Annotated in this window: 23 protein-coding genes; 9 read left to right on the forward strand and 14 right to left on the reverse strand. The window is 54.8% G+C overall.

Features of this window, described 5'->3' with window-relative positions; all coding sequences use genetic code 11:
• Positions 1–182 precede the first annotated feature (182 nt).
• From BN3795_RS18970 to BN3795_RS18985, 4 genes are all read left to right on the forward strand, one after another.
• A complete protein-coding gene (locus BN3795_RS18970) occupies positions 183–1,373 on the forward strand; it encodes an ROK family protein (RefSeq protein WP_068786268.1) in 1,191 nt (396 codons plus the stop codon).
• A 165-nt stretch (positions 1,374–1,538) separates the two neighbouring features.
• A complete protein-coding gene (locus tag BN3795_RS18975; protein ID WP_232729979.1) occupies positions 1,539–2,789 on the forward strand; it encodes an anaerobic sulfatase maturase in 1,251 nt (416 codons plus the stop codon).
• A 103-nt stretch (positions 2,790–2,892) separates the two neighbouring features.
• The gene (locus tag BN3795_RS18980) at positions 2,893–4,398 is read left to right on the forward strand and encodes a sensor histidine kinase (RefSeq protein ID WP_068786270.1); all 1,506 of its coding nucleotides are present in this window, start codon (positions 2,893–2,895) and stop codon (positions 4,396–4,398) included.
• A 28-nt stretch (positions 4,399–4,426) separates the two neighbouring features.
• Entirely contained in the window at positions 4,427–5,149 is a 723-nt protein-coding gene (locus BN3795_RS18985; RefSeq protein ID WP_068786271.1) for a response regulator transcription factor, read from the forward strand.
• 28 nt (positions 5,150–5,177) lie between these two features.
• Here BN3795_RS18985 and BN3795_RS18990 read toward each other — a convergent pair whose 3' ends face one another.
• From BN3795_RS18990 to BN3795_RS19010, 6 genes are all read right to left on the reverse strand, one after another.
• Positions 5,178–6,206: an aliphatic sulfonate ABC transporter substrate-binding protein gene (locus BN3795_RS18990; RefSeq protein ID WP_068786272.1), complete on the reverse strand. Its 1,029-nt coding sequence runs from the start codon at positions 6,204–6,206 to the stop codon at positions 5,178–5,180.
• A 13-nt stretch (positions 6,207–6,219) separates the two neighbouring features.
• Positions 6,220–7,014, reverse strand: coding sequence for an ABC transporter ATP-binding protein (locus BN3795_RS18995; RefSeq protein WP_068786273.1), 795 nt, complete (start codon positions 7,012–7,014; stop codon positions 6,220–6,222).
• Positions 7,011–7,838, reverse strand: a complete 828-nt coding sequence (locus tag BN3795_RS19000; protein ID WP_110945258.1) for an ABC transporter permease — start codon at positions 7,836–7,838, stop codon at positions 7,011–7,013. The genes BN3795_RS18995 and BN3795_RS19000 overlap by 4 nt, the downstream gene beginning before the upstream one ends.
• A gap of 15 nt (positions 7,839–7,853) precedes the next feature.
• A complete protein-coding gene (locus tag BN3795_RS19005) occupies positions 7,854–9,317 on the reverse strand; it encodes a sulfatase family protein (protein ID WP_232729985.1) in 1,464 nt (487 codons plus the stop codon).
• A gap of 178 nt (positions 9,318–9,495) precedes the next feature.
• Positions 9,496–9,648, reverse strand: coding sequence for a hypothetical protein (locus BN3795_RS25645; RefSeq protein WP_198524773.1), 153 nt, complete (start codon positions 9,646–9,648; stop codon positions 9,496–9,498).
• Positions 9,649–9,677: 29 nt separating this feature from the next.
• On the reverse strand, positions 9,678–10,562 hold the full coding sequence (locus BN3795_RS19010; protein ID WP_068786275.1) for a helix-turn-helix transcriptional regulator: 885 nt from the start codon (positions 10,560–10,562) through the stop codon (positions 9,678–9,680).
• A gap of 237 nt (positions 10,563–10,799) precedes the next feature.
• Here BN3795_RS19010 and melA point away from each other — a divergent pair, with 237 nt between their 5' ends.
• Positions 10,800–12,098: an alpha-glucosidase/alpha-galactosidase gene (gene melA / locus BN3795_RS19015; RefSeq protein WP_068786276.1), complete on the forward strand. Its 1,299-nt coding sequence runs from the start codon at positions 10,800–10,802 to the stop codon at positions 12,096–12,098.
• 125 nt (positions 12,099–12,223) lie between these two features.
• Here melA and BN3795_RS19020 read toward each other — a convergent pair whose 3' ends face one another.
• From BN3795_RS19020 to BN3795_RS19045, 6 genes are all read right to left on the reverse strand, one after another.
• Positions 12,224–13,048, reverse strand: coding sequence for a carbohydrate ABC transporter permease (locus BN3795_RS19020; RefSeq protein WP_068786277.1), 825 nt, complete (start codon positions 13,046–13,048; stop codon positions 12,224–12,226).
• A complete protein-coding gene (locus BN3795_RS19025; RefSeq protein ID WP_068786278.1) occupies positions 13,041–13,943 on the reverse strand; it encodes a carbohydrate ABC transporter permease in 903 nt (300 codons plus the stop codon). Before BN3795_RS19025 ends, BN3795_RS19020 begins: the two co-directional genes overlap by 8 nt.
• A complete protein-coding gene (locus BN3795_RS19030; protein WP_068786279.1) occupies positions 13,940–15,289 on the reverse strand; it encodes an ABC transporter substrate-binding protein in 1,350 nt (449 codons plus the stop codon). The genes BN3795_RS19025 and BN3795_RS19030 overlap by 4 nt, the downstream gene beginning before the upstream one ends.
• A 192-nt stretch (positions 15,290–15,481) precedes the next feature.
• Positions 15,482–17,272 (reverse strand): cache domain-containing sensor histidine kinase, encoded by a 1,791-nt coding sequence (locus BN3795_RS19035; RefSeq protein ID WP_068786280.1) that lies wholly within the window; start codon positions 17,270–17,272, stop codon positions 15,482–15,484.
• Entirely contained in the window at positions 17,269–18,834 is a 1,566-nt protein-coding gene (locus tag BN3795_RS19040) for a response regulator transcription factor (protein WP_068786281.1), read from the reverse strand. Before BN3795_RS19040 ends, BN3795_RS19035 begins: the two co-directional genes overlap by 4 nt.
• 377 nt (positions 18,835–19,211) lie before the next feature.
• Positions 19,212–20,114, reverse strand: a complete 903-nt coding sequence (locus tag BN3795_RS19045) for a GNAT family N-acetyltransferase (RefSeq protein WP_068786282.1) — start codon at positions 20,112–20,114, stop codon at positions 19,212–19,214.
• 114 nt (positions 20,115–20,228) lie between these two features.
• On the opposite strand from BN3795_RS19045, the gene BN3795_RS19050 reads away from it, so the two are divergent.
• Positions 20,229–21,179, forward strand: coding sequence for an amidohydrolase family protein (locus BN3795_RS19050; RefSeq protein ID WP_068786283.1), 951 nt, complete (start codon positions 20,229–20,231; stop codon positions 21,177–21,179).
• Here the strand turns inward: BN3795_RS19050 and BN3795_RS19055 are convergent.
• Together BN3795_RS19055 and BN3795_RS19060 are read right to left on the reverse strand one after the other, a co-directional pair.
• On the reverse strand, positions 21,172–21,369 hold the full coding sequence (locus BN3795_RS19055) for a hypothetical protein (RefSeq protein WP_232729980.1): 198 nt from the start codon (positions 21,367–21,369) through the stop codon (positions 21,172–21,174). The genes BN3795_RS19050 and BN3795_RS19055 overlap by 8 nt on opposite strands.
• A 203-nt stretch (positions 21,370–21,572) precedes the next feature.
• Entirely contained in the window at positions 21,573–22,181 is a 609-nt protein-coding gene (locus BN3795_RS19060) for a hypothetical protein (RefSeq protein ID WP_198524774.1), read from the reverse strand.
• A gap of 153 nt (positions 22,182–22,334) precedes the next feature.
• On the opposite strand from BN3795_RS19060, the gene BN3795_RS19065 reads away from it, so the two are divergent.
• Genes BN3795_RS19065 through BN3795_RS19075 form a run of 3 tightly spaced genes read left to right on the forward strand, consistent with a single transcriptional unit; the run spans position 22,335 to position 25,252 of the window.
• Positions 22,335–23,045: a response regulator transcription factor gene (locus BN3795_RS19065; RefSeq protein WP_068786286.1), complete on the forward strand. Its 711-nt coding sequence runs from the start codon at positions 22,335–22,337 to the stop codon at positions 23,043–23,045.
• Positions 23,042–24,403, forward strand: coding sequence for a sensor histidine kinase (locus BN3795_RS19070; RefSeq protein WP_068786287.1), 1,362 nt, complete (start codon positions 23,042–23,044; stop codon positions 24,401–24,403). The genes BN3795_RS19065 and BN3795_RS19070 overlap by 4 nt, the downstream gene beginning before the upstream one ends.
• Before the next feature lie 60 nt (positions 24,404–24,463).
• Positions 24,464–25,252 carry a lipase family protein gene (locus BN3795_RS19075; protein WP_068786288.1) on the forward strand — a complete coding sequence of 263 codons (789 nt, stop codon included), beginning with the start codon at positions 24,464–24,466 and terminating at the stop codon, positions 25,250–25,252.
• Positions 25,253–25,369: the final 117 nt, after the last annotated feature.

The raw sequence follows: 25,369 nt of genomic DNA on the forward strand, positions 1-25,369 counted from the left end.
AAATTTAGAATAAAGTATCGTTTATTTCTTGTGAATAGGCATTTAAATTCAAAATTCCAAAGAAGAAAATTTCTTTATGGAATTATGTTGATTATTCTGATGATATTAACTGGAAATAACTCGATATTCCCGTTATACTTATTTTATCCCGACTAGATAACTTGGAAATGGAGAGGGCCTTGATGATAACTCATTCCAATCCTTCGATAAAAAAACAGGTGTTTGACCGTATATCCCGCCTCGGAACCGTCTCCAAAGCTGATTTACTAAGCGCCTTCACCTTGACCAGCAGCAGCATGACGCGTTTGCTTGAAGACATGACCTCGCAAGGGTTGATCGTCGTTTCCGGTCTCGGCAGCTCCACCGGAGGCAGAAAGCCGATTTTGTTCCAAACCAATCCGAAATACCGCTACCTGTTCGGCCTGGAAATTTCCCGGCTTTATTCCGCTCTGGGCTTGTACGACATGCATCTTAACCCCTTGTCCTCGCTCCGCTGGAAAATGGACGTTACCATGACGCCCGAGCTGCTGGCCGATCATGTGGCGAAGGTCGCCCGAGGTTTCCTTGCCGAACATGGCCTCACGTCCGCCAACGTCCTTGGCATGGGGATCGGCGCGGTCGGTCCCTTGGATCAGAGAAAGGGGATCATTCTTGAACCGGAATTTTTCCCCGCGTCCTCTTGGAAGAACGTGCCGATTTGCGAAATGCTGACGGAACGGCTGGGGTTCCCGGCCAAACTCGACAACGGGGCAAATACCGCTTTAATCGGCGAGCATTGGGCACTGCGGAGCGAAAACATCCAGCATGCCCTTTACGTTCACTCCGGCGTTAACATCCGGTCGGCCGCGATGTCGGGCGGCCAGATTCTCCGCGGAGCCGTGGATACCGAAGGGGCCATCGGGCAAATGATCATCCAGGCCAATGGGCCAAGATTGCGGGACAAGGGCAATTACGGGGCATTAGAAGCCTTCGTGTCCGTTCCCGCGCTCGAAGAACGCGTGCGTACCCAGCTCAAAATCGGGCGCAGCAGCCTGTTGTCCGGAATTTCGCCGGATCAGGTTAACTTCGCTACGCTCATCGACGCCTTGAAGCAAGACGATCCGCTGGTTAAAGAGCAATTTTCAGAGACGGCCGCCTATCTGGGCATCGGGCTCGCCAACTTGATCAATGCGCTTCACCCCGAATACGTCATTCTGGGCGGCCCGCTCGTCGGCGCGCATCCGCTGGTCTTCGATACCGCCCTGGAGATCGCCAAGAAGAACACCTACCATTACCCTGAATACAGCCCGGTCTTCACGCAGGGGCTGCTTCTCGAAGAGGCCGTGGCCACCGGAGCAGCCGTGATGATGTTGCAGGAGTGGAATGGCCTCTAACGACCGTTTCAGATTATCTAGATAAAACCATATTGAATTAAAGAATAGGCCAATCGTCCGTTTTTCGCATGAGAAACGGGCTTTTATTTATGTACTTATTATTATTTTGACATTATCTTATTCAGGTGCTATCTTTAGAAATAATATGGACAGGAGGGGATCGTTTTGTCAGGAAACTGCATGACAACCCGTCATTCTAACATCGGCGTGATGTGGAAAACCGTATCCGAGGACTGCAATTTAGCCTGCGATTACTGCTATTACAGCACCTGCGGAGGCAAACCGGGACCCAAGATCAATCGGATCGATTCCGCTATTCTGGATAAATTTATCATGGATTATATGGAGCACAGCCAAGGCGCCGCCAATTTTGCCTGGCAGGGCGGAGAACCGCTGCTGGCCGGACTCGAGTTCTTCGAAGAGGTCGTCTATCGTCAAGCCCTGCATGCCCCGGCGCATACGATCATCAGCAACTCGCTGCAGACGAACGCCACGCTGATTAATGACCGCTGGGCTTCATTTTTTAAAACCTACAATTTTCTGATCGGCGTGAGCCTTGACGGCCCTAAGGAAATTCATGACGCCCGCCGGGTGACTTCGAGCGGCAATGGCAGCTTTGACCGGGTGATGGCCGGCATCGGGCATTTGCGGAAGCATCAGGTGGATTTTAATATATTGACGGTCATCCACAAGGGGAACGTAGGCAAAGCCAAGGAACTGATGGCGTTTTATCGTGAAAACGATTTCAATTTCGTCCAATTCATCCCCTGCATGGATTTCCGCTCCCAGCAGGTGGATCAACCCGGCGTATACGAAATTACGCCGCGGGAATACGGCGACTTCCTTTGCGAAGTGTTCGACGAGTGGTACAATGACGGCGACCCTCAGGTTTCCGTACGCTTCTTCGATAACATGCTTAGCGTTTATATTAACCGGGAAGCGGAGCTGTGCGTACATCAGGCTGCGTGTCCGACAAGCCTCGTGCTTGAGCAAAACGGCGATGCGTTTCCGTGCGATTTCTTCATCAACGAACAATGGACCGTCGGCAATGTGGCCAACTCCTCCATCGCCGACATGCTGGCCCATCCGAACTACGAACGCTTCCACCGGATGAAGCCGGCTTTGCCCGACAAATGCCGGTCTTGCGAATGGCAGCGTTTATGCTACGGCGGGTGCCCGCGGAACCGCAAATGGAATGCGGAAGGAACAGAGTCCACTCCGGATTTCTTCTGCCAAAGCTACAAGCAGATTTATGCCCATGCCCATGAGCAAATGGAGGAAATGGGCGAGAAACTGCGCAAGGAGCTGTACAGCCACAATTTGCAACGTTATTTTGACAACAAAGCTCCGGGCCGCAACGAACCTTGCCCATGCGGCAGCGGCAAGAAGCATAAGGCGTGCTGCGCCGCCAGCTAGTCTTTGATAAGAAACAGGAGCCGCGTGTTCGGCTCCTGTTTCTTTAACCCATCCTTCCTCACGACAAGCAAGGAATCGTTCCTAATATAAAGGAGCCGTCTCGATGACTCTTCTGCTGTTGTTTTTAATGGCGTCCGCCCTCATCCTGTTTGTCACGAAAGCCCGCAGCCCCGTCGCCTACTGGATGGCTTGCGTGCTGTTCGGCTGGTTTTTGAGCATGTCCGGGTTAGTCCTGTTTCTGGCCAAGTATGGCGGATTTTATTTCAAAGTCAATCGAGTATTGTTTTTTAATGAAGCGATCCGAAACGTGCTGCTGCACTCCCCGCTGCAAATCGGGGACATCAGCCGCATGATTACGACCGGGCGTTCCGTATTTATTTTCGGTTTGTTAGGACTTAGCCTAACGCTTTATTTGAACAAGCCGTTCAAGAAATTATGGAAGTACATTGCCCTGAACAGTCTCCTCCCCGTCCTCAATATCGTGTTCTACGACCCCGTCGTTTACAAATGGATATTAAACACGGTCGAGCGCAAGTACACGTCCATGATAGGATGGGGGACCAGGGGGTGGGTCGTGTTGTCCGCGCTGGCCGCCTTCTATTTGATTGGGTGGAGATACCGAAATATGACGATTCCCTGGATCAAAAAACAGATCAGCTTTATCCTGCTTGGACTCCTCGCGCTGAACGGATTTTATTTCTACCTCGGCTTCATGGGCCCTTTGCAGGTGACGGACATCCGGACCTATTATGTGCTTTATTCCGATTTTTCGAATTTTAATCCGCCGCTCACTTTGTTCGAATGGTATTTCAGCATCCTGTTTACGGGCGTCGTTTCGCTCGTCAGCCTGCTGGCCATCTGGCGGTATACGAGGGTCGAGAAAAATATGGGCAAGCTGGATTTGCGCTTGGAGCGGAAAATCAAAACCGCGGACATGGGCACGAAAATCTTTACCCACGCTCTGAAGAACCAACTCCTTACGCTGCAGGTGCTGAATAAAAAGATGGCAACAACGGTCAAGCACCGGGAAGAGCATTCTGACGCCGCAGACCTTCGGCTGCTCACGCAGATCGAACAATCGGAAGCGATCATCCACCATACCCTGGACCGCTTGGACCGGCTTTATAATTCGTTCAAAACGAATTATCTCCAGCTTCGGCCCGTTTCCGCAAGCGCATTCATGGAGGAACTGGTCGGCGGTCTTAAAGGGATACCTGATTCGATTCGCGTCGAATACGCGGGGCCGGACGGCGATCCGAAAATATTGGCGGATGCCGGCCACCTGTCGGACGCCCTGCACAATGTCATCGTCAATGCCGCCGAAGCTATCGACAGCCAACGGGAAGGACGGGTACGAATCGAAGCGTACTCCGAGGAAAAGTGGCTGGTCATTCGGATAAACGATAACGGTATCGGCATCGAACCGGAGAAACTAGGGGAGATCTTCGACCCTTTTTACACCAGCAAAAACACGAATCGGAATTGGGGGTTGGGCCTCTCCTACACCAAGCAGGTCGTCGGCGGCCATTTCGGCCAAATCGACGTAACCAGCGCTCCTGGGGCCGGAACGACGTTTCAGATTTTTTTGCCGATCTATCGCACCGATTAAACCCGCCGAACAGAAAGGGAGCTCTCGTATGCAAAAGCAACCGATTCAAATGCCCATTCGCGTTCTCGTCGTCGAGGATTTCGACATTCTGAACGAGCATTTCCGGACGATGGTGGACGGCGCGGAAGACATGATGCTCGTCGGCCACGCTTTCAGCGGCAAAGCCGCCTGCGATCTGGTTGAACAGCTTCAACCGGACGTCGTGCTGATGGACATCGAGATGGACTTCAAGCATGACGGCATCCTCGCCGCCAAAAAGGCGGTCCAAACGCATCCGGACGTGCGGATCATTTTCTTGACCGTGCACGAGGACGATGAGACGGTGTTCAGCGCCTTCGATTCCGGGGCGGTGGATTATGTGCTGAAAACCGCGGAGGAACACGAGATTCTCGACAGCATCCGCATGGCCTACAACGGCTCGTCTCCGATCCGGCCGGAAATCGCTTATAAAATCAGGAACGAATTCAGGCGCATCCGCCATAACCAGGCATCCCTGCTGGATTCCATCGATATTTTATCCCAGTTGACCCCGACGGAAATGGAAATTATCGATTTGCTGCTGAAACACAAAAAGATCTCCGAAATCGCCGCCGAACGTCAGGTCGAAATATCGACGATCAAATCGCAGATCAATCTTTTGCTCAAAAAGTTCAACAAGTCGCGGACGAAGGAAATCGTCAATCTGATTAACGAGATGGGAGCCGTTTCTTTCTTCCGTCAAGTGAACAAAGGGGACAGGAACGCCCGCTAAGGCGACCTGCCCCCTTTTCGCTCGGAGCTTATTTTTTCACGGCATTCAGGAAAGCATCTTTGCTGACAAATTGGTCCGCGGGAACCACTTCCGTCATTTTGCCGTTGTCGACGAACAAACTCTCCAGGTTTTCAAACCAGGTATACACCGTGTTGTCTTCGAAATGCTTGATCATCTCTTCCGTCGCCAGCCACTGCGTTGTCCCGATCTGCATGCTTAACGAATCTTCAGGCACCTGCGTGAATTCGCCGGTGAGCTTGACCGTTTCTTCCATGTTGGCGATGCGATAATTGTTCGCCTTGGAAAATGCGCTTACAAACTTCTCCACCAAATCGGGATGCTCCTCCAAAAACGCGGGTCTAGCCACCCAGCTTTGCGGAAACACATAATCCGGGAAAAACGCCTCGTTATTGCCCAGCACCTTGATGTTTTCTTTCCCTACCTGTTTTTCGATCTCGGCCGTATAGGGAGACCAGATCGCGACTGCGTCGACTTTTTTGGACACGAAGGCAGATACGGCTCCGGCCACATCCATATTCATGATATTTACGTCTTCGGGTTTTATCGAGGCGGACTTGAGTCCCAAGTTCAGGATCATCTCGCCGGACGTTCCTTTCGGGACGCCGACCGTTTTTCCCTTCAGATCCGCCCAGCTTTCGATGCCGGAATCCGCTCTGGTCAGCACGGCGTCTCCTGTATTCAGGCTGTCGACGGCGATGATCTTGCCTTGTCCCTGGGCGGCAAGGAACGTTGCTCCAGGGCCGATGTACGCGATGTCGATTTCGCCCGATGCCATCGCCTGAAACTCCGGCGGACCGCTCAAGAACTTCACCGCGTTCACTTTAATTCCCGCCTCCTCGAAAAATCCCTTCTCTTCGCCGATCACGATCGGCGTTGCGCCGTGCATGTCCGGCATATAGGCTACGTTGATTGTGGACGTCTCGCCCGATTTGGCCGGCGTTGGGCTTTCCGTAGCCTTTTCAGTCCCCGCCTGACCGGATGAACAGGCGGAGGCAATCAGCATAAGTCCGAGCATTAAAGCGCTTACTTTTTTCATAGATGAATCCCCCTTATTTTTTGACGTCCATATATTCTTTGTAAACCTTCGACCAAATCTCGTTTTTGATCTCGACGAAGCGGTCAGACAATTTGGTTTCCTGCGTCCGCGGGTATGGAATGTCGACATCGATGATTTCCTTGATCCGGCCCGGCCTTGCGCTCATAATAATGACGCGCTGCGCTAGAATGACCGCCTCTTCCACGTCGTGCGTGATAAAAAAGATGGTGCGCTTCTCCTTCTCCCACGTTTTCAGCAGTTCTTCCTGCAGTTGCGCCCGCGTCTGCGCATCCAGGGCGCCGAACGGCTCATCCATCAGCAGCACTTCAGGCTCCACGGCATACGCTCTGGCAATCGCCACCCGCTGCTTCATGCCCCCCGACAGTTCCTTCGGATAGGCGTTGGCGAAGTCTTTCAGCCCCACCAGCTCCAGATACTTTTCGGCCCTCTCTCTGCGCTCCTTGGCCCCTAACCCTCTAAGCTTCAAGCCGAATTCCACATTTTTCAGCACGGTTTTCCAGGGGAACAAGGCGTACTGCTGGAAGACAACTCCCCTTTCCTTGCCCGGACCGGTGACGATCCGGTTCTCCACCTTTACGGTGCCGGTCGTTGCGTTTTCAAGCCCGGCGATGATGTTAAGTAGCGTCGTTTTGCCGCAGCCGCTGGGCCCGACGACGCAGACGAACTCGTTTTGGCCGATCGTGAGCTGCGTGTTTTGCAGGGCGGTGACAGCGCCGGATCGCCCCTGAAATACTTTGGACAGATTTTCGATTTCGATTTTCGATGTCTTTTCCGCGATCACGCTCATGATTTCCTCAACTCCTGCCATCCCGTTAGTTTTTTCTCCAGGAACAAGACGCCTTTGTCCATGGCCAGCCCGATGATCCCGATGATGATAATGCCCAGGATGATAATGTCCATACGGAAGTACAAGCCCGCTTCCATGATCATATTGCCGATTCCCTTATTCGCTCCGGTCAGTTCCGCCGCGACCAGGGTCGTCCAGGCGCTGGCCAACCCCAAGCGCACGCCGACCAGAATATAAGGGAACGAGGCGGGCACCACCACTTCGAAGAAAATGTCTTTGTCGCCCGCGCCCAGCACTTTCGCAGCCTTGATCAGCGTTGGATCCACACCAACGACGCCCTGAAAGATCGAAATCACCATAACCAGGAAAGTTGCGACGAAAATGATCGACAGCTTCGCTCCCTCACCCACGCCCTGGACGACAATGACCAGCGGAATCAGCGCGATCGGTGGAATCGTGCGAAAAAACTGAATCCATGGTTCGACGATCATGCGGACCGGTTTATACCAGCCCATCAGGAAAGCGACGGGGATGGCAGCCAGAAGACCCAACACAAACCCGCCCAGAACCCGAAACAGACTGGCATAAATATTGGTCCATAATCTGCCGCTGGATAATTCCTGTATAAAGGTCTTCACGATCGTAACCGGGTCAGATACGATCGCCCCGACCGACGGAATTCTGGAGATCAGCGCCCAAAAGGCGATTCCAACGGCGAAGGACAGCAGGACGATCACGCCGCCCGGAATTTGACTCCAGGTCTTCCGGGGAGTTCCCGTCTGCCGGGGGACCGGGCTTTCGATTTCGGTTGTTTTTGTCGTCATATCAAACAAACCTTTCTATACTGTTCTCGTAAAGCCGTAAGCCGACTCCAGCGTTTCGTGCGAATACTTTGCCGCGAGCTCCTTGGCGTCTTCACGGTAACCTTCGTCATGAAGCCGCTTGATCCACTGGTTCACGGTGACATATTTAAACGGCCCGGTCCGGATCACCTTTTGCAACGGGTCGGTCTTGCCGCCCGGTTTCCCCGTATGCTCATGCAGCCAGTTCATCAGGCGATGATCCATCTCCCGGACGACCTCCGGATGCTCGGCGGCGACATTCGTCGTCTGATAAGGATCGTTTTCCATATCGTAAAGCGCCACGGGATCGTAGCGGTAAAGCCCCTCGTGATAGGTGCGCATATAGTACCACTTTTTGTCCCTGACCGCCCGCTGGCAAGCGTACAAGGCGTGATCCATCACCAAATGGTCCCGGCCCGACCAGGCATCGCCTTTTAAGGCAGGGAGGAACGACTTGCCGTCCCAGCCTTCCGGTACCGGCAGACCAACCATGTCGGTGATCGTAGCGATCACGTCCACGTTGTAAGCAAGTCCGTCCGTCACCGTGCCGGGTTTCGTTATGCCAGGTGCCTTGATGATCAGCGGGATATGGTGAACCGACTCCGAGGCGTTGGCGTGCTCCATGTAAATGCCGTACTCGCCAAACGATTCGCCGTGATCTGCGCTAATGACGAAACAAACCTCATCCTCGATTCCCATCTCCCGGAGCGTCTCCACAATTTCCCCGATACAGCGGTCCATGTAGCTGATGCCGCCGTCGTAGCCGTTGATCAGCCGGATGAAATCCTCCCGGTTCCGGATTCGCTCGGGCATCGTCTCCGGGATGCGGCTTGCCGTATGCAGAAGAGCTGCCGAGCGCGGAAACCGGTCCGCCTGTTGCTTTTCGATCGTAGCGGCATCAGGGAACGCCTTTGCCGGGGCATCGTTCCACTGATCCGCATATTCCTGCGGATACGTGTACATCGTATGCGGGTCCCAATACTGGATGTGGAGGAAAAAGTTCTCCTCGTGCGCATGCGCCTTAATCCAGGGGATAACGGCCGCATTCACCTCATGCGCATCTTCGTTGCCTTCTTTCATCGAATGGGTGTGCACCTCATTCCATCCGGCGAAATACCACCAGGCATGGTGCCGGTCGCCGAAGGAGGAAAACGTCACCGTCTTGTACCCGGCCTCGCGCAAATACCGCGTAAAAAACGGAACCGTCCGGCTGTGGCCATCCCCGTCGGGATAATCGAAATCGCAGCCCGGCCCCCAGTGGGTCAGCGCTCCGTGGTTGATGCCGAACCGTCCCGACATAAAGCTGGCCCGTGAAGGCACGCAAGGCGACGACGCGGTGTAGCAGCTGTTGAAGCGGGCCCCTTCCGCCGCGATCCGATCGATATGCGGCGTCGTATTTCTTTCGTATCCGTAACACCCCATGTGGTCGGGCCGAAGCGAATCGATATCAAAATAAATCATTCTCACCCGTATTCCCCCCGTTTGTTTTTTTTGAGAGCAGCGATTTCTTCAATTCTTATTGAATACGCTTTCAACGAAAATTATAAAGACTTGCCTTGGATCAGAGAAGTTGGATTTTTTTTCAAACCTTTTTTTCAATATTGGCCGTCTCAGTTCACTCGCTCCTTCATCCATGGACTTAGAAACCCAGCCGAACATATTGCTCCGGCGGGGCTTCGTTCGCCTCCATGTTTCTCTTCAGCAACCGAATCATCTTTTGTTCCAAATCCTTATCCTGGATCGGGTACTGCTGCTGAGGATCCTGCTGCAAATCGAACAGAGTTAAATTCATATTGATTTAAATTTCGGATCAGACAGCCTTTATTCATCACGGTTGATCGGCCCCTGGACATGGCGATGGAGGAGGCGATATTCGCTTGGGGGCATACCGGTCGCTTGTTTGAATTGCCGCGAAAAATAAAGGGCGTCGTTGAAGCCGACCGAAGCGGCGATCTGATCCACGGTGAGCGAACCGGCCAACAATTCCTTGGCTTTCTCGATTCTCACCTTCATTAAATATTGTTTGGGCGAAAGACCGGTCCGCGCCTTGAACGCCTGAAACAGATGAGCGCGGTGGTAACCGAGCTTGCGGGACAGTTCGCCGATGCTGATCGGCTGATGGTATTGCAGCGAAATCCAGCGCATCGCCTGCTCCACCTGCCGGTCGATCATCGCAGGCTCCGCGGCTTCCCGAGCGTGCAGCTTCTCCCGGTTCGCGAGTCCGAACCGATGGAACAATAACGCCAGCCATCCCGACGCTTCCAGGCTCTCCAGAAACGGGAGATCCGATTGCCGGAACGCCGAGCGAATCCCCGTGTACAGACGGTGCAAAGCCCCGATGTCGTCGGAATGAAACACCGGGGTGTCTGGCATAATGCCGACATCGGCCAGTTGCCTCGAGACGCCCGCTCCTTTTAGCGCGACCCAGGCGTAATGCCACGGCTTCTGCGCATCCGCTTCATAGGAGAACAAGACGCCCGGGAAGATCACGAAAGTGTCCCCGGGCAGGCAACGGCGGGAATGTTCCCCCCAGCAAAATACTCCTTCCCCTTCCAGCACACTGTGGATGAGAAAATAATCATGGACGGACGGTCCGATTTTGTGAGTCGGATGGGGACGGCCTTCCCCGCTGAACAGCAGCGTAACGTCTTTCTCCCGATCATCGGGATTCATGTTTACTTCAAACAGGTCATGGTCGGGCATCATTGGAGAACCTCCGGATTTTAAGCGTATTTCGTACATTCCCCTCCAGTCTATCCGATAGGGCCACACCATACAACATTTATCCATATAGACCCTCGATTCCTCTATACTTTCCCCATACAGCCTGAGTTATATTGAAAACAGAAAAACAAGCCGAGTCATCGCAAGAAATCCGCATGGCATCGAGTAAGAACGAGATCTGTTGCGCTCGGCTACATACTTTAAAGGAGGATTTGATTCATGTCCAAAATTACATTTATCGGGGCAGGCAGCACGGTATTCGCCAAAAACGTACTGGGTGATTGCATGCAGACGCCCGCCTTGCAGGGGTTCGAGCTTGCTTTGTTCGATATCGACCATCAACGGCTGAAAGATTCGGAGAACATGCTGAACAACTTGAAGCTCAGCAGCGGCAGCACATGCAGCGTGAAAGCCTACACCGACCGGAAAGAGGCGCTGAAGGGCGCCAAATACGTGATCAACGCCATCCAGGTCGGCGGATACGATCCCTGCACCATCACGGATTTCGAGATCCCGAAGAAGTATGGGCTGCGGCAGACGATCGCCGATACGGTTAGCATTGGCGGCATTTTCCGCAATTTGCGTACGATCCCTGTCATGCTGGACTTTGCCGCCGATATCCGCGAAGTGTGCCCGGATGCGCTGTTCCTTAACTACACGAACCCGATGGCTGTACTGACCAACGTGATGAATACATATGGTCAGGTCCGTACTGTTGGGCTCTGCCACAGCGTGCAGGTTTGCGTTCCTGGATTATTCGACAGCCTGGGGCTGGACCAGACAGGCGTTCAAGCGAAAATCGCCGGCATCAACCATATGGCCTGGCTGCTCGAGGTCACCCGGGACGGCGTCGACCTGTATCCGGAAATCAAACGCCTTGCGGCGGAGAAGCAAAAGCAGCCGCATCACGACATGGTCCGCTTCGAAATGATGCTGAAATTCGGCTATTATATCACGGAATCATCGGAGCATAATGCCGAATATCATCCTTACTTCATCAAGCGGAACTACCCGGAGCTGATCGAACGGTTTCAAATCCCGCTGGACGAATACCCGCGACGCTGCGTCGAGCAGATTTCCAATTGGGAGCGCATGCGCGAGGAGTTGGTCGGCAACCGGGAGTTGCGGCACGAACGTACGCATGAGTACGCCTCTTATATCATGGAGGCCATCGAAACCAATGTTCCGTTCAAAATCGGCGGCAACGTGATGAACACCGGGCTGATCCCCAACCTGCCGAAGGAAGCCTGCGTCGAAGTGCCGTGCCTGGTGGACGCCAGCGGCGTCACCCCGACCTATGTCGGCGATCTTCCGCCGCAATGCGCCGCGTTGAACCGCACGAACATCAACACCCAACTGCTGACGATCGAAGCGGCCATCACCGGCAAGAAGGAGCATATTTACCATGCGGCCATGCTCGATCCCCATACTTCCGCCGAGCTGTCCATGGACGATATCGTCGCGATGTGCGACGACTTGATCGAAGCCCACGGGGACTGGCTGCCGGCTTATCGCTAAAGCCAAAGACGCGGGGGGAGAAGCGACTCTCCCTCCCGCCTTCCGAAATGAAAAAAAGCTCCTAAACCCGCCGCAGGGGCGGATTTAAGAGCTGACTTCGGACCGGGTCATCCGGCCTCTTTCGGTTATTTGACCGAACCGATCATCCCGGCTACGAAGTGCTTTTGCATGACGAAAAATACGATGGCTGTCGGCAGCGTCGAGATGACGATCGCCAGCATGATCAGCCCGTAATCCGGCGAATAGCTGGAACCAAGCGTCGAAATCAGGAGCGGCACCGTCTGCTTCTGCGGCGTTTGCAGCACGATCAGCGGCCACATATAGTTGTTCCAGCTGCTCATGAACGTGATGATCGCCGCCGCCGCATACGTCGTCTTCATCGTCGGCACGTACACCCGGAAGAACATTCCCAGCTCGGACACCCCGTCGATGCGGCCTGCTTCGAGCAGCTCCTTCGGGAACATTTTCGTGCTTTGACGGAAGAAGAAGATCAGGAACGCCGTCGTCATGGTCGGCAGCACTACCGCGGCCAGCGTGTCGATGCCGATGACCGGCACAAGATTGGTGATTTTGCCGAACATGCGGTAAAGCGGGACCATAAGAGCTGCGAACGGAAGCATCATCGACAGCAGCAGCACGTTAAATACAACGTCCTTTGCCTTGCTGCGATAGATTTCAAAGCCGTAGCCGGCGAGCGAAGCGATCAGCAGCGCCAGCAGCGTCGTGGAGACGGAAACGACCAAAGAGTTTCTCAAAGCGGTCAAGATATCGACGGAATCCAGCAGGTTGCGCAAGTTCGCCATAAAGTGGGAGCCGGGCAACAGCCGCCCTCGGGTGACGTCGATGGACGGATTCGTCGAGCTGACGAGGATCCACAGGAACGGAAAGATCGAGATGAACGCCGCCACCGTCAGGAACAGATACATCAACCCTCGTCTCACCTTAAGCATTCCGCTCACCTGCCACTTTGAATTGGATAACGGACAACACGATGATCATGACCACGATGGAATACGACACCGTTGCCGCATACCCAAAATCCGCCGAATATTTGAACGACAAATTATAAATGTATTGCGAGATCGTGGAGCTGGCGTTCCCGGGCCCGCCTTGGGTAATGTTCATGACTTCGTCGAACAGCTGCAGCGTGCCGATCGTCGAGGTGATCGAAGTAAACAGAATGATCGGCTTCAACAGCGGGATCGTGATCCGAAAAAACTGCGTAACCGCCGAAGCTCCGTCGATCTTCGCCGCTTCGTAAATCGCCGGCTCGATGTTTTGGATGCCCGATAAGTAAAAAATCATATTGTACCCGGTCCAACGCCAGGTGATCGCGATAATGATCGTAACCTTAGCCCAAAACGGATCGGTGATCCACGGAATCGGGTCGGACACCACGCCCAGATGCAGCAGCAGCCTATTGACGAGCCCGTCGCCCGCAAACATATATTTGAAAATAACCGAATAAGCGACAAGCGACGTGATGCAGGGCAGGAAGATCGCCGTGCGGAACAAGCTCTTCCCTCTCAAATTCCGGTCATTCAGCATTACCGATAATACCAGCGCCAGCAGCACCATGAGCGGCACCTGCACGATCAGATAAATGAACGTATTTTGGACCGCCGTCAGAAACATCGAATCCGTAAACAACCGCCGGTAATTGCCCAACCCGTTGAAAGTCAGGTTCGAACCGGTCCCGGTCTGGAACGAGAGCAGCAGCGCCTGAATCATCGGGTAAAAATAAAACAGCGCGATCATCAACACAGCGGCCATAACGAACGACCATCCGACCCTGGAAGCTTTCCAGCGCAAGCGTATCAGCGCGAGTCCGGTTCCTCTTCTCATTGCAATTGCGATTCGGCCTGAGCCTGGGCGTCGCGGATGACGCTGTCCACGTCTTTGCCGTTCAAGTAGTTCTGAATTTCGATGACCAGAATATCCTCAATCGCGTACGTGTGCAGGCCGTAATTGACCTTCGGCACCTCTGCGGTCCATTTGGCGAAGTCGGCATAGATCTTCTGGCCGCCGAAGAACTCGTCGGCTTTATCGTAAGCCGCCCCGCTGGACGCCGCCTTCAGCGAACCGATCGCGCCGATCTTCTCCAGCAGCTCGGAGTAAAATTCGCTGTCGGAGCCAAACGTTTCCGCCAGGAAATTCGCGGCCGCATTCTGGCCGTCCAGGTTCATCACGTACCAAGAGCTGCCGCCCAGGCTGGAGGCGTTCACCGAACCGGCGCTGTTCGCCAGCTTCGGCGTCGGCACGACCGCCCAGTTGCCGGATTGCGAGGCCTCCGCCTTGACGGAAGGCGTGATCCAGTTGCCGGTCGGCACCGTTGCAACATCCCCGTTGTTGAAGGCTGCCAGGAATTGGCTCCAGTCCGAATTCATCTTGACGATATTGGCGTCGAACATCGCTTTGTACGTTTCGAGCGCTTCCTTGATTACCGGATTGTCCGCCAGATTCGGCGTTTTGCCGTCCTCCTTCAGGTACCATGTTCCCGCCGACTGTGCCATCACGCGGATCAGCCCGAGATCGTTGGGGTCTTGAGTCAACATGTCTTTGCCGGTGGTCTCCTTGATTTTCTTGCCGATTTCGATGTACTTGTTCCAGTCGATATTCGTCAGGTCGTCCACGGTATATCCCGCTTGCTCTAGATAATCCGTCCGCACGTACAGCCCCGTTGCCCCGGAGTCGAACGGAACGCCGTATTGCTTGCTGTTAGAACTCGTCGGCCCGATTTTGTACTCCGCGAAATCCTCCGCCTTGATCGCGCCCGTCATGTCGCGGAATGCGTCCGGATAAGCCTGCAGGAAGTTTTGCGCCCGGTAATCTTCGATCAGCACGATGTTCGGCAACCCTTTGGTCGTGCCCGAGTTCAGCCCGGTGTTCAGCTTCTGCACGATGTCTTCCTGCGCATACTCCACGATGTTGACCTTGACGTCCGGATGCTTGGCTTCATACCTTTCTTTGGCCAGATTGAGCGCGGCGATATTAAAGTTCGGATCCCATGCCCATACGGTGATTTCCTGGCTGCCTTGCGAACCGCCTCCGGCGTTCCCTGCACCTTCATTGGCCGTATTGCCCGTGTTCCCCGCATCCCCCGAATTCCCCGCATTGCCCCCGCCGGAACAAGCGGACATGGCCAGCACAAGCAGCATGCCGACGAGCATGAGCCTCAAGCTTTTTTTCATTTTCATTCCTCCCCCTGCTCTTTTCGTGATTGAAGTACCCATCAAGAAAGCGCTTCCTGTATTCGCTTATAGGATAGCATCACGGCAAAACGAGCCGTTAGGAATATCTTTGTGCGGTTTGGCTTTTTTATTGTCCGTTCCTTGAGTGCGGATTTACCGAACGGGTCATTTTTTTGGATTTTGGTAATTTCTTTAGACGGCATCCCCAGCGGCCACCGGTCTCCTAAGGAGCGGCAGCACGATGCGAACTTGGGTTCCTTCCCCTATCGCGCTGGCAATATGGACGCCGTAAGACTCCCCGTACAGCAGCTTGATCCGGTTGTTGACGTTTTGAATGCCGATGCCCGTAAACAGCTGGCGCCGGCTTTTCGGATGATCGGGCAGGCCGGCATCCGGTCCCAGCTCCATCCCGTCTCCGTTGTCCGCCACCTCGCATACGAGCGCGTTATCCGTCTTGGAGATCATGATGTAGATCGTTCCTTCGTTTTTTACGTTAAAAGCATGGAAAAAGGCGTTTTCGATAAACGGTTGAAGGATCAGCTTGGGCACTTCGTGATGGAGGCAATCGGGCGCAACGAAATAATTTACCTTGACCCGGTCGCCGTAACGGACATGGTTGATGAACACGTAATTTTTCAGGTTCTCCAGTTCCTGCTCGATCGTAATCGTTTCGCTGGCGTTGCTGATCGTATTCTGCAGCAGGGAAATCAGCGCGTTGATCGTTTCGGCGGCGGTTTCCTTGCTGCCCTTTTGCACCAGCATCTTGACCGAAGCCAAGGTATTGTACAAAAAATGCGGGTTAATCTGCCGCTGCAGCGCGTCCAGCTCGGCGTTCCGCTGCTCTTTCTGCGTCTCCAGCAACCTGCGGATGTAATCGTTCAATTCGTCCAGCATATAGTTGAACGCTTTGCTAAGCTCCCTGACCTCATAACTGCCGCTGACCGTGATGTAGTTGCCAAATTCTTTTTTCGTGATCGTCGACATCAGCCGGACCAGACGGGTCAGCGAAAGCGTCAGCCTGCGGGAAATCAAAAATACGACGAGCAGCGCGCCCGCGATGATGATCAGGCAAATGAGCGCCACCTGGCGGATATTGATGATCTGCCCGGCCGTGTAGCTGCGGTCGATCAGATTCACAAGGTACAAATCGTAGGAGGGTAAGGCATTGGCCAATACGATGTGTTCTTTCCCGAATACGGTGCTGTTCCGGTATTCCGACCGCCCCTGCATGAGCGTTTGAACTTCGCCCAGCAGTTCCGGCGCCTTGTCCCCGATGAGCTCCGCACGGTTGCTGGATACGACGGTGCCGGACGGATCCAGAACAAGCACGTCGTTGCCTTCGCTCGTAAAGTTGGCATAAAACCGCTTGAACTCCGCTTCCCGGACCGCGATATACAGCATCCCGTAACTGAGTCCGCTCGTCCGATCGACCAGCGCTTTGGAAGCGATGATAAACCGCTCCGTCCCTTCCGCCCCTTTGCGTTCATCGTATTGGTACAATACGCGCCGCGGTTCGGCTGCGGTATGCCGGGTCAGCGGATCGTCGGCGAGCTCCGTTGCCTGAACCGGCCAGTAATTCAAATCGCTCGAATAGCTGCGGCCATTCACCCCGATGATCGTAACGGCCACATCGTAGGCCCCCAGGTTGGACGTGATCTGCTTCATCTGTTCCGCCATGCGGTAATACACCTTCGACATCGCAACGGAATCGAGGTCTCCGCCGGTCAAATAGGTTTTCACCGTGCCGCTTTGCGCCGCGAAAGTGACCGCGTTCACGATGGAATCGTTGAAGGAATCCAGGCTGGTGTTGATTTGGTTCAGCACTTTGCTGTTGGTGATGCTGAACGTTTCGGCGAACAGCCGCTCCGCCATGCGGATCGTGATCAGCGAAGTGAGCAGGCATACCGCGACGATACTCACGGTCATGACGACAAACAGCTTGGAGATCAAGCGCCGGGTACGAAATTTCTCCATCAGATTCATCGCTGTCCCCTCTTAACGAGCTGCTGCCTGCGGTATTCGCGCGGCGACATCCCCTTGAGCTTTTTGAATACCTTGGTAAAATAACTGGGATCCGAATAACCGACGCGATCGCTGATTTCCGAGATGGCGGATTCGTCCGAGCGCAGGAGCTCCATCGCTTTGGCGATCCGGACCCGGTTCAAGTATTCGCTAAATCCCTCGCCGTTGTGAGTGGAGAAATAACTCGATAAATACGATGGATTAAAGTGGAAGTGCCGGCTTAACGCCCCTAAATTCAGCGGCTCGGCGTAGTGCTCGTCGATGTATTCCAGCAGCCTCTTCATATTGCCTTCGCCGGGCAACGGGGCGAGGGCGGATACGAGCCGCTCCGCATCGTCGAGAAACGCGTGCAGCGCCTTCACCGCATCGGCCGCATCCTGCGCTTCATCGATCGCTTTGAAGTACGCGTATTTCATCGCGTCCAATTCCTTCGCTTCACGCTGGATTTCCGCAACGGCTACCGTTACGTGGAACACGGCATTGCCCAGGAACGACTTGAATTCGAACGGGGATTGCCGGTAGTTCCCGGCCGCCTCCGCCGCAATTTCCCGCAGCTTCCGAAACACGTCCTCCACCTGCCCTTTCTTTAGTCCGGACAACAGTTCATTCAGGTCGCACGGGGGAACTTTTCGGGCCGGGGGAAGCTCTTCCGCCTGCATCACGATCCGTCCGGGAAAATAAAACCGGTAGGATAGCAGCCTTTGCCACTCCTCCCGGTACGCTTCGCCCAACGTTCGCAGCTCCGCGAAGCCGCCGCCAATCGCCCAAACCGCTTTCGGCACCGCCGTCGCTTGGGCCAGCGCAAACTCGCTTACCGTCTTCTTCAGCTCGGCCTCCTGGGCTTCGGGATAATTCAGCAGCAGCAACAGCCGCTTCCCCCCGGCGGAAATCGTGTGGGATTGCACCTGAATCGGCGACTCCCGCAGCTGATTCTCCAACTCCGCCACAAGGCCGACCAGATCGTCGTCAGGCTCCCCGGCAATCCGGCTTACGTCCGCGCCGACCAGCATCAACCGGTCATAAGGCAAATTCGCCGCCAGCCGCGCGTCCTCTTCTTCCGGCTCGTATCCGGCAATCAGCCGCTCCAACAGACGATCCAGCGGCGAATTCGCGTGCAAGGCTTCCCGCAGCGCGAATCCCGGGATTTTACGCGCGGTTTTTTGCAGCACCTGCAGCAGTTCCTCCGTCTCGAGTCGCGGCTTCAGGATATAATCCGCCACCCCGCTCTGAAACGTGGAACGCACGTATTCGAATTCCCCGTAGCTGCTCAGCACGATCACTTCCACCTTCGGGTGCCCGGCTTTCAGCACGCGCGCGAATTCCGCCCCGTCCATGACCGGCATCACGATATCCGTAATCACGATATGGGGCGAGAGCCGCTCCATCAGCTCCAGCGCTTCCTTGCCGTTCGCGGCCTCGCCGACGATCTCAAACCCGTATTGCTCCCAGTTCAGATGGTGTCTGATCCCCTGCCGGACCAGCAGCTCATCATCGACGATCAAAATTCGGCACAACTCGTTCATGTCCGTCCCCCTCCTGCCGTTTGAATTCCAACTTTCAATTTGACAGCGTTTTCACAATTCAAAACACTCTTGGCATTTCTTCAACCGGAACCCTGAACCGAAAATCTAACGCTTAGGAGTAACGCTATTTGCGCCAAAACGGGGGCTTTCAAGTTGTAACGCTTACGAGAGAGCTTATTTCCCGGTTTTTCTTCAAAAAAGAGGCGGGTTCGCATCCATAAGCTCGCTGAGCAGCGTTAGAAATGGAAGTCCCCTTTTTTTGCCCAAATAAGCACTCTGGCAAGCGTTAGCGTAAATACGAACCGTTTGGGGGATAGGTCGACTGACTGGGCTTGGGACGGTAAACGGACGGCTCTTCGCCGCCCGTCTCCCTCTCCCTACCGCAGATTCAGCCGATAATTCACCGCGTATTCCGCCTCTTTGAACCCTTCCTGAAGATATAACGCCTTGGCCCGTTCATTTTCCGCGTTGACGCACAGGATCGCCCGGTTATATCCGTTATCGCAGCCAAATGCCAGCGCCCGGCGCAGCAGAAGACGGCCAAGTCCTTTCCCCTGATACTCCGGAAGCAGCGCCAGCGGGCCGATGTTCATGATCGGCGCATCCAGATACTCGTCGTCCGCACATCGAACAATCCCAACCGGACGTCCCTCATGGACCAAGAACAACATGCCCCCGTTCAAATAATCGGACTCCGCAGGATATTTGGCCACCATGTCCGGTGTAATCGGCGTCTGGCTGCCTTTCAGTTGGGCGAAGCCGGCATTTCGCACAACGCACCAGGCTTCCTCGTCCTCCCCGGGGCGAAACGCTCGGATGCCGTAGCCTTCCGGCAGCTCATAGGATGCGGGCTCCAGCGGTTCGTTCACCAGGAGAAAGGAATACCGTTCCACCTGAAACCCAAGCTGGGCCACGATCTCCATCAGGCCGGGATTCACGGACGGCACAAAGATGAACATCGCTTCCAAGCCGGTGCCATGCCTTACGATCTCGTCAAGCAACCGCCGGTATACTGCCGGGTCCCCGCTCTCGCTATGCAAAATGCGAAACCGCGCCTGCTTGCCCTTGCGCTGGTACGCATCGGCGATGATCGAGACGGCGCCGACCACTTCCCCTTCCTCAGTTACGGTTAGGTAGGTTGGATGCTCCTTATGAATTTGGAATTCAGCCAAATCTTCTTCATATAAGTAAGAGTCATCCACCTCCTGCCGATGCTTCCGGCAATACGCCTTGAAGTCCTCCAGTCGCTCTGAACTTAAGGCCACTATACGTATGTCCATGTTGGTTCCTCCGTTCTATGTATTCGATCGTATAGGATTCGTCGTGTGTTTTCTCACTTCCCTCATCGCCATCACCATGCTAGGATACCGTTAATCAGGATGGAGGTGGTGCGGATGAACCGTTCCTTTATCGAGGCCTTACGCCATCACGCGCTTGAAGAGCTGCAGCGAATTCCGAAAAGCGACTTGCATAATCACGCCGGACGCGGCGGCAGCATCGCCTATATCGAAGCCTGGTCCGGCGCTCATATTGATCCTCCGAACCGGCCTTTCGACTCGCTGCGGGACATGCAAGCCTGGTTCGAGTCCAACATTAAAATCCATTGCCGGGGGCTAGAAGGCTACATCAAACGGCTCGAAGCCGCCTTTGCCCAGGCGCAGGCAGACCGCATCGAGGTTCTGGCGCTTAGCTTCGGCCTGGATGAAATCGCCGCCTTGGGCGGAATGGGGGGCTTTATGAGAACGGTTGGCGAACTGCAGAAGCAATATGCTTCAGGTACTTTGTTTTTTCCCGAATTGTCCCTGGACAGAGCATGCCGGATCGAAGAGACGCTCCCTCAAATCGAGGAGGTATTGACTTACCGTTGGTTTACCTCCATCGACATCTGCAACGACGAATTCGCCCAGCCGATCCGCCAATTCAAGCCGGTGTACCGTAGGGCCAAGGCAGCGGGGTTAAAGCTCAAAGCACATGTCGGGGAATTCGGTACGGCAGACGATGTTCGGGAAGCCGTGGAGGAACTGGAGCTGGATGAAGTTCACCACGGCATCGCGGCAGCCCGATCGGTTTCGGTGATGCATTGGCTGGCCGATCACCAAATCCGGTTGAACGTCTGTCCAACAAGCAACACCTTCCTGCGCACAGCAGAGAGTTACGCCCGTCATCCTCTGCGCAAGCTTTACGATCACGGGGTCCCCGTGACGATTAACACGGACGATCTGTTGATTTTCAACCAAACCGTGTCGCAAGAGTATTTGAACTTGTACCAATCCGGGCTTATGACTGCAGAGGAGCTCGACGGGATCAGAAATACCGGGTTACGGTATGACGTTCACGCTAAATAAACAACACTAAGACCAACACAACCGCAAGCACGCCGATGGCGTACATCCCGCCGAGCCGGAGCCAGTTCCGGCCCGTTTGTTGACTATAACGAGGGTTCTCTTCCCGGTTGCTTTGCGATTGCCCAATCCATATCGTCGCGACGAGAGCAAACGCCAAAATCAAAATGATGGCCAAGATTAACCATGCCATACCCATCACCTTCCTAGAGGAGTTATTGTCCCTATTATAATCAGACCTGGCTAAATGCGCACCCGCGATTATTGGGTTTCCCGTTAAACGCCGCCCCGCTACAGCAAAACCCCCAACCAGATCGGTCAGGGGTTTTGCCGCATTTCGCGAATATCTATTTTCGTTTTGTTCCAACCTTTTTCCTCGGTCTTTGCTGCCTACGGTTACTTGGACTGCTCCTGTTCCAGATTTTCGATTTCGGCCTCGTACTGTTTGAATAAATCGGCCAAAGCGGATGTAATGGCTTTCGCGTCCTTCGACTCGACCGCTTTCGCCAATTCCAGTTGGCTTTGAAGCAAGGAATCCGCGAGCGGGACTGCCGGGGCTACCCTCATCATTCCGTTCTTGTCGGCGACTTTAAGATCGCCGGCTTCCGTGTTGCGGGGGCCGCCCTTAATCGTCACCGAGACGCCGCCCTCACCCTTCATCGCTTGAACGATCCGCACCTCCCTATCAGCTGAGGGCACAAAGCCTCCTGCGGTTGGCTCTAGCTTAATATCCAAGGTGGCCGGTCGGTGTTTTACGACAAGCGCCTCGTACTTCTTCAACAAGCTAGTCCAAGCCGCGGCCGTATCCGGTGCATATTGCTTGGCGATCGCCGCCGGATCCTCGAACTTCACTGTCACAGCCCCCTGGGCCGCAACGGTTGGAGGGACCTCAGGGGCTGCCGTTTTTTCCTGAGCACTTGCTGCTGCAGGACCTGCAATGGCGGATACCAGCAGCGCCGACAAGGCCATTTTTTGCACGATCTTTCCGTTACTGAAGTTCATCATCAGAAACACGCTCCTTGAAGGAAATTTGTCTTGCACGTCCAAGTGTATCCTCCAGCGATGGCAGGACGTTGGTGGAATTATGGAAAAACGATGGCATAAGCCGCAAGCGGGAGCGCCGTTGGTATAATAATGACGGGAAGGAGAGTCGAACTCATGAACGATTATTTCATCGCCGTCGTGGACGATGACCAACATATCCGCAACCTCGTCGAGGCTTATTTGGTGAAAGAGAACTTTCGGACCATCGGGCTGTCGTCCGCCGAAGAAGCCTGGGCGCTCTGGCGGAACGATCCGCCCGATCTCTGGGTGCTCGACATTATGCTGCCGGGAATGGACGGCTATGAACTGTGCCGACGTATCCGCGAAGAAGCCGATGTGCCCATCGTGATCATTTCCGCCAAAGACAGCGAGGTCGATAAAATCATGGGACTTGAATTCGGGAGCGACGATTATCTGGTCAAACCGTTCAGTCCAAGAGAATTGGTCGCCCGGGTGAAAAGGCATTTGCAGCGCTGGTATAAACTGCGCCCTTCCGATGGACCGGCCGAAGCCGCCGCCAGGCCCATGCTGAACATCGGCCCGCTGCAACTGCTCCTGGACGAGCGCCGCGTGTTCTGGGACAAGCACGAGGTCGACCTGACGTTTAAGGAATTTTCCCTGTTGCAAGCGTTCGCGGAGCATCCGAACCGTGCGTTTACCCGCGAGGAGCTGCTCGTTCTCGTCTGGGGCGACGACTATTTCGGCAGCGATCGGGCGGTCGACCATTTAATTAAACGGCTGCGCAAAAAAATCGAAAAGCTCCCGATCGAAGCCGTTTGGGGACACGGATATCGCATGCGCACGGAAGGCGGGGATCCCTCATGAAATTAGTGCATCAAATTAATCTGGCGTTTGGGTTGCTCCTGGCCGTGATCCTGGGAGCCACCGCCGTCATTATTCATTACGTGCTCCTGGACCATTTGATCGACGCCAAGAAGCAGGAAATGATCACTCTCAGCGCCAGCGTGGCGAATGACATGGAACAAGAGCCCTTCTGGGCCGAGGCCCCCTTAACCCGTACCGCCGTGCCCCTCGTATCCGGGGTTCAAGCCATTTTCGCCGATACGGACGGGAATGTTGTGTCCGGTACCCTCCCCACCCAACCTTTGGCTTCAAGCGGCGTCGCGCCGACGTCCGGCACGATAGCCAGAAGCGAGCCGATCGACCTGGAGAAACTGCAGGCGCTCCAGAACGGGAAGGACAACCGATTTATCGTTGCGGTTCGCTCCGTTCCACAGGGAACCTTGACGCTCGTCACGCCGATGAGCACGGTCAGCGCGATCGAACGCGCGTTATACGTACGGTTGCTGATCGTGCTTGGCATCGGTGCGGTGCTTGTCCTGCTGCTGAGCCTCGTGATCACGCGCAAGCTCATTAACCCGCTGATGAAGCTGCGGGAGGAACTGAAGAAAGTGAAAGAACGCCGATTTGCGGAAGTCAGGGAAATTCGGGCCGGCGGCGAAATCGGGACCGTGGCTCAAACCGTGCATGAATTGGCCGGCGAATTGGATCGCTATATCCAGGTGCAGAAGCAATTTTTCCAGAACGCCTCCCATGAGTTGAAGACCCCGCTGATGTCGATCTCGGGGTATGCGGAAGCGATCCGCGACGGCGTCTTTGAAGGCGAGCATACGCAAAAAGGGTTGGATATTATTATTAGTGAAAGCAGCCGGTTGAAACGAATCGTCTCCGAGATGACGCTGCTCGCGAAGTTGGACAGCGAAGCGGATATTTTTCATCCGGCGGAGGTTGCCGTTCAGGAGCTGCTGGAGGAGACGGCTGAACGCGTCAATCCGCTGCTTAAGGACCGGAGCTTAAGCCTGGCTGTCGAGTATGCGGACGAAGCTGCGGAACGGACGACCGTAAGCGCCGATCGGGACAAATTGTCCCAAGCCCTGCTGAACGTGGTCGCCAATGCCGCAAGACACGCCAGCCGGGCGATAGAGATCCGCATCAGCCTCAATCGGGATCAGGTGAGGATCTCGGTTGCCGACGATGGGCGGGGAATTCCCGAGGAACTGCTGCCGCACTTATTCCACCGCTTTGTGAAAGGAAAAGAAGGCGAAAACGGGCTGGGACTTGCCATCTCCCGGGCTATCGTTGAACGCTGCGGCGGTCAAATCGAGGCCGCTAACCAGCCGAACGGGGGGGCTTTGTTTTCGGTCACCCTCCCGGCGCTATAGCATCTTCTTTCATTGCGCTTAATATATTGGAGTCAGGAAGGCGAAGGGGAGGATGAGAAGATGGAATTAAACCAGGCTCAAGTTCAGCGCGCATTGTTCCTGGCGGCGGTTTGCGGCCAAACCTACGCGCAGTTCGCGAACCCGGACGGAACGTTTGTCCTCCCGCCGCCTTATTCACTGTACGACACCCTCGAAGCGAAATCCCTGATCGGCATCTGGGAACGCTTCGGGTTTATATGGCATTCGGCGGACGAGATCGTGATCGCCTTTCGAGGAACCAGTTCGACCTCCAACTGGATCGCCGACGCCCTCGCAACGCAGCAGAAGTTCAAATGGGCCAAGGACGCCGGCCTGTCGCACCGGGGATTTACCGGCATTTACGCCTCGGCCCGCCGCCAGATTCATTCCGCGCTGCGCCGGCTGCCGCAGGACAAGGCGTTATATATTACGGGCCACAGCCTGGGGGCTGCGCTGGCGACGTTATGTGCGATGGATATCGCCGCCAATGCGAATCGCGTCCCCATCCTGTTTACGTTCGGTTCTCCGCGTGTGGGGGACCTGGATTTTGTAACTGCCTTTACGCGGCATGTCCCCAACAGCTACCGAATTCACAACGAATTCGATGCCGTGACGCACCTCCCTCCAACGGTTTTTAAGCTGCCAAAACAAGAAAAATCCTACTATTATCGTCATGTCCCCACTTCCTATCCCCTGTACTTCGCTGACACCTCCCTCTCGTCCAATCATGTCATCGGCAGCTATTTCGCCGAACTGGCCAAACTCGATTCCGTATATGCCGATCACCTCTCCTCCGCAAATCCCTTATTTTGTCCGGATCCGGCCCAATAATCGATCTCAGGAAGAAGAACGCTGTTGGCAGCGACACCCTTCTATCCACGCAAACCACAACACAAAGCCGCTAGGCTGTATGAATACAGCGCTAGCGGCCAGCGGATCAGCATCTTC

It is taken from the genome of Paenibacillus phocaeensis (assembly GCF_900021165.1).
Taxonomy (GTDB): domain Bacteria; phylum Bacillota; class Bacilli; order Paenibacillales; family Paenibacillaceae; genus Fontibacillus; species Fontibacillus phocaensis.

Bases quoted from the DNA above. Each gene is read 5' to 3' on its own strand.
- BN3795_RS19070 (WP_068786287.1), top strand. From the start codon at position 23,042: ATGAAATTAGTGCATCAAATTAATCTGGCGTTTGGGTTGCTCCTGGCC.
- BN3795_RS18970 (WP_068786268.1), top strand. From the start codon at position 183: ATGATAACTCATTCCAATCCTTCGATAAAAAAACAGGTGTTTGACCGT.
- BN3795_RS18980 (WP_068786270.1), top strand. From the start codon at position 2,893: ATGACTCTTCTGCTGTTGTTTTTAATGGCGTCCGCCCTCATCCTGTTT.
- BN3795_RS25645 (WP_198524773.1), bottom strand. From the start codon at position 9,648: ATGAATTTAACTCTGTTCGATTTGCAGCAGGATCCTCAGCAGCAGTAC.
- BN3795_RS19075 (WP_068786288.1), top strand. From the start codon at position 24,464: ATGGAATTAAACCAGGCTCAAGTTCAGCGCGCATTGTTCCTGGCGGCG.
- BN3795_RS19045 (WP_068786282.1), bottom strand. From the start codon at position 20,114: ATGGACATACGTATAGTGGCCTTAAGTTCAGAGCGACTGGAGGACTTC.
- BN3795_RS19050 (WP_068786283.1), top strand. From the start codon at position 20,229: ATGAACCGTTCCTTTATCGAGGCCTTACGCCATCACGCGCTTGAAGAG.
- BN3795_RS19025 (WP_068786278.1), bottom strand. From the start codon at position 13,943: ATGAGAAGAGGAACCGGACTCGCGCTGATACGCTTGCGCTGGAAAGCT.
- BN3795_RS18990 (WP_068786272.1), bottom strand. From the start codon at position 6,206: ATGAAAAAAGTAAGCGCTTTAATGCTCGGACTTATGCTGATTGCCTCC.
- BN3795_RS19010 (WP_068786275.1), bottom strand. From the start codon at position 10,562: ATGATGCCCGACCATGACCTGTTTGAAGTAAACATGAATCCCGATGAT.
- BN3795_RS19020 (WP_068786277.1), bottom strand. From the start codon at position 13,048: ATGCTTAAGGTGAGACGAGGGTTGATGTATCTGTTCCTGACGGTGGCG.
- BN3795_RS19005 (WP_232729985.1), bottom strand. From the start codon at position 9,317: ATGATTTATTTTGATATCGATTCGCTTCGGCCCGACCACATGGGGTGT.
- BN3795_RS19040 (WP_068786281.1), bottom strand. From the start codon at position 18,834: ATGAACGAGTTGTGCCGAATTTTGATCGTCGATGATGAGCTGCTGGTC.
- BN3795_RS19065 (WP_068786286.1), top strand. From the start codon at position 22,335: ATGAACGATTATTTCATCGCCGTCGTGGACGATGACCAACATATCCGC.
- BN3795_RS19035 (WP_068786280.1), bottom strand. From the start codon at position 17,272: ATGAATCTGATGGAGAAATTTCGTACCCGGCGCTTGATCTCCAAGCTG.
- BN3795_RS18995 (WP_068786273.1), bottom strand. From the start codon at position 7,014: ATGAGCGTGATCGCGGAAAAGACATCGAAAATCGAAATCGAAAATCTG.
- BN3795_RS18985 (WP_068786271.1), top strand. From the start codon at position 4,427: ATGCAAAAGCAACCGATTCAAATGCCCATTCGCGTTCTCGTCGTCGAG.
- BN3795_RS19030 (WP_068786279.1), bottom strand. From the start codon at position 15,289: ATGAAAAAAAGCTTGAGGCTCATGCTCGTCGGCATGCTGCTTGTGCTG.
- BN3795_RS19060 (WP_198524774.1), bottom strand. From the start codon at position 22,181: ATGATGAACTTCAGTAACGGAAAGATCGTGCAAAAAATGGCCTTGTCG.
- BN3795_RS19000 (WP_110945258.1), bottom strand. From the start codon at position 7,838: ATGACGACAAAAACAACCGAAATCGAAAGCCCGGTCCCCCGGCAGACG.
- BN3795_RS19055 (WP_232729980.1), bottom strand. From the start codon at position 21,369: ATGGCATGGTTAATCTTGGCCATCATTTTGATTTTGGCGTTTGCTCTC.
- melA (WP_068786276.1), top strand. From the start codon at position 10,800: ATGTCCAAAATTACATTTATCGGGGCAGGCAGCACGGTATTCGCCAAA.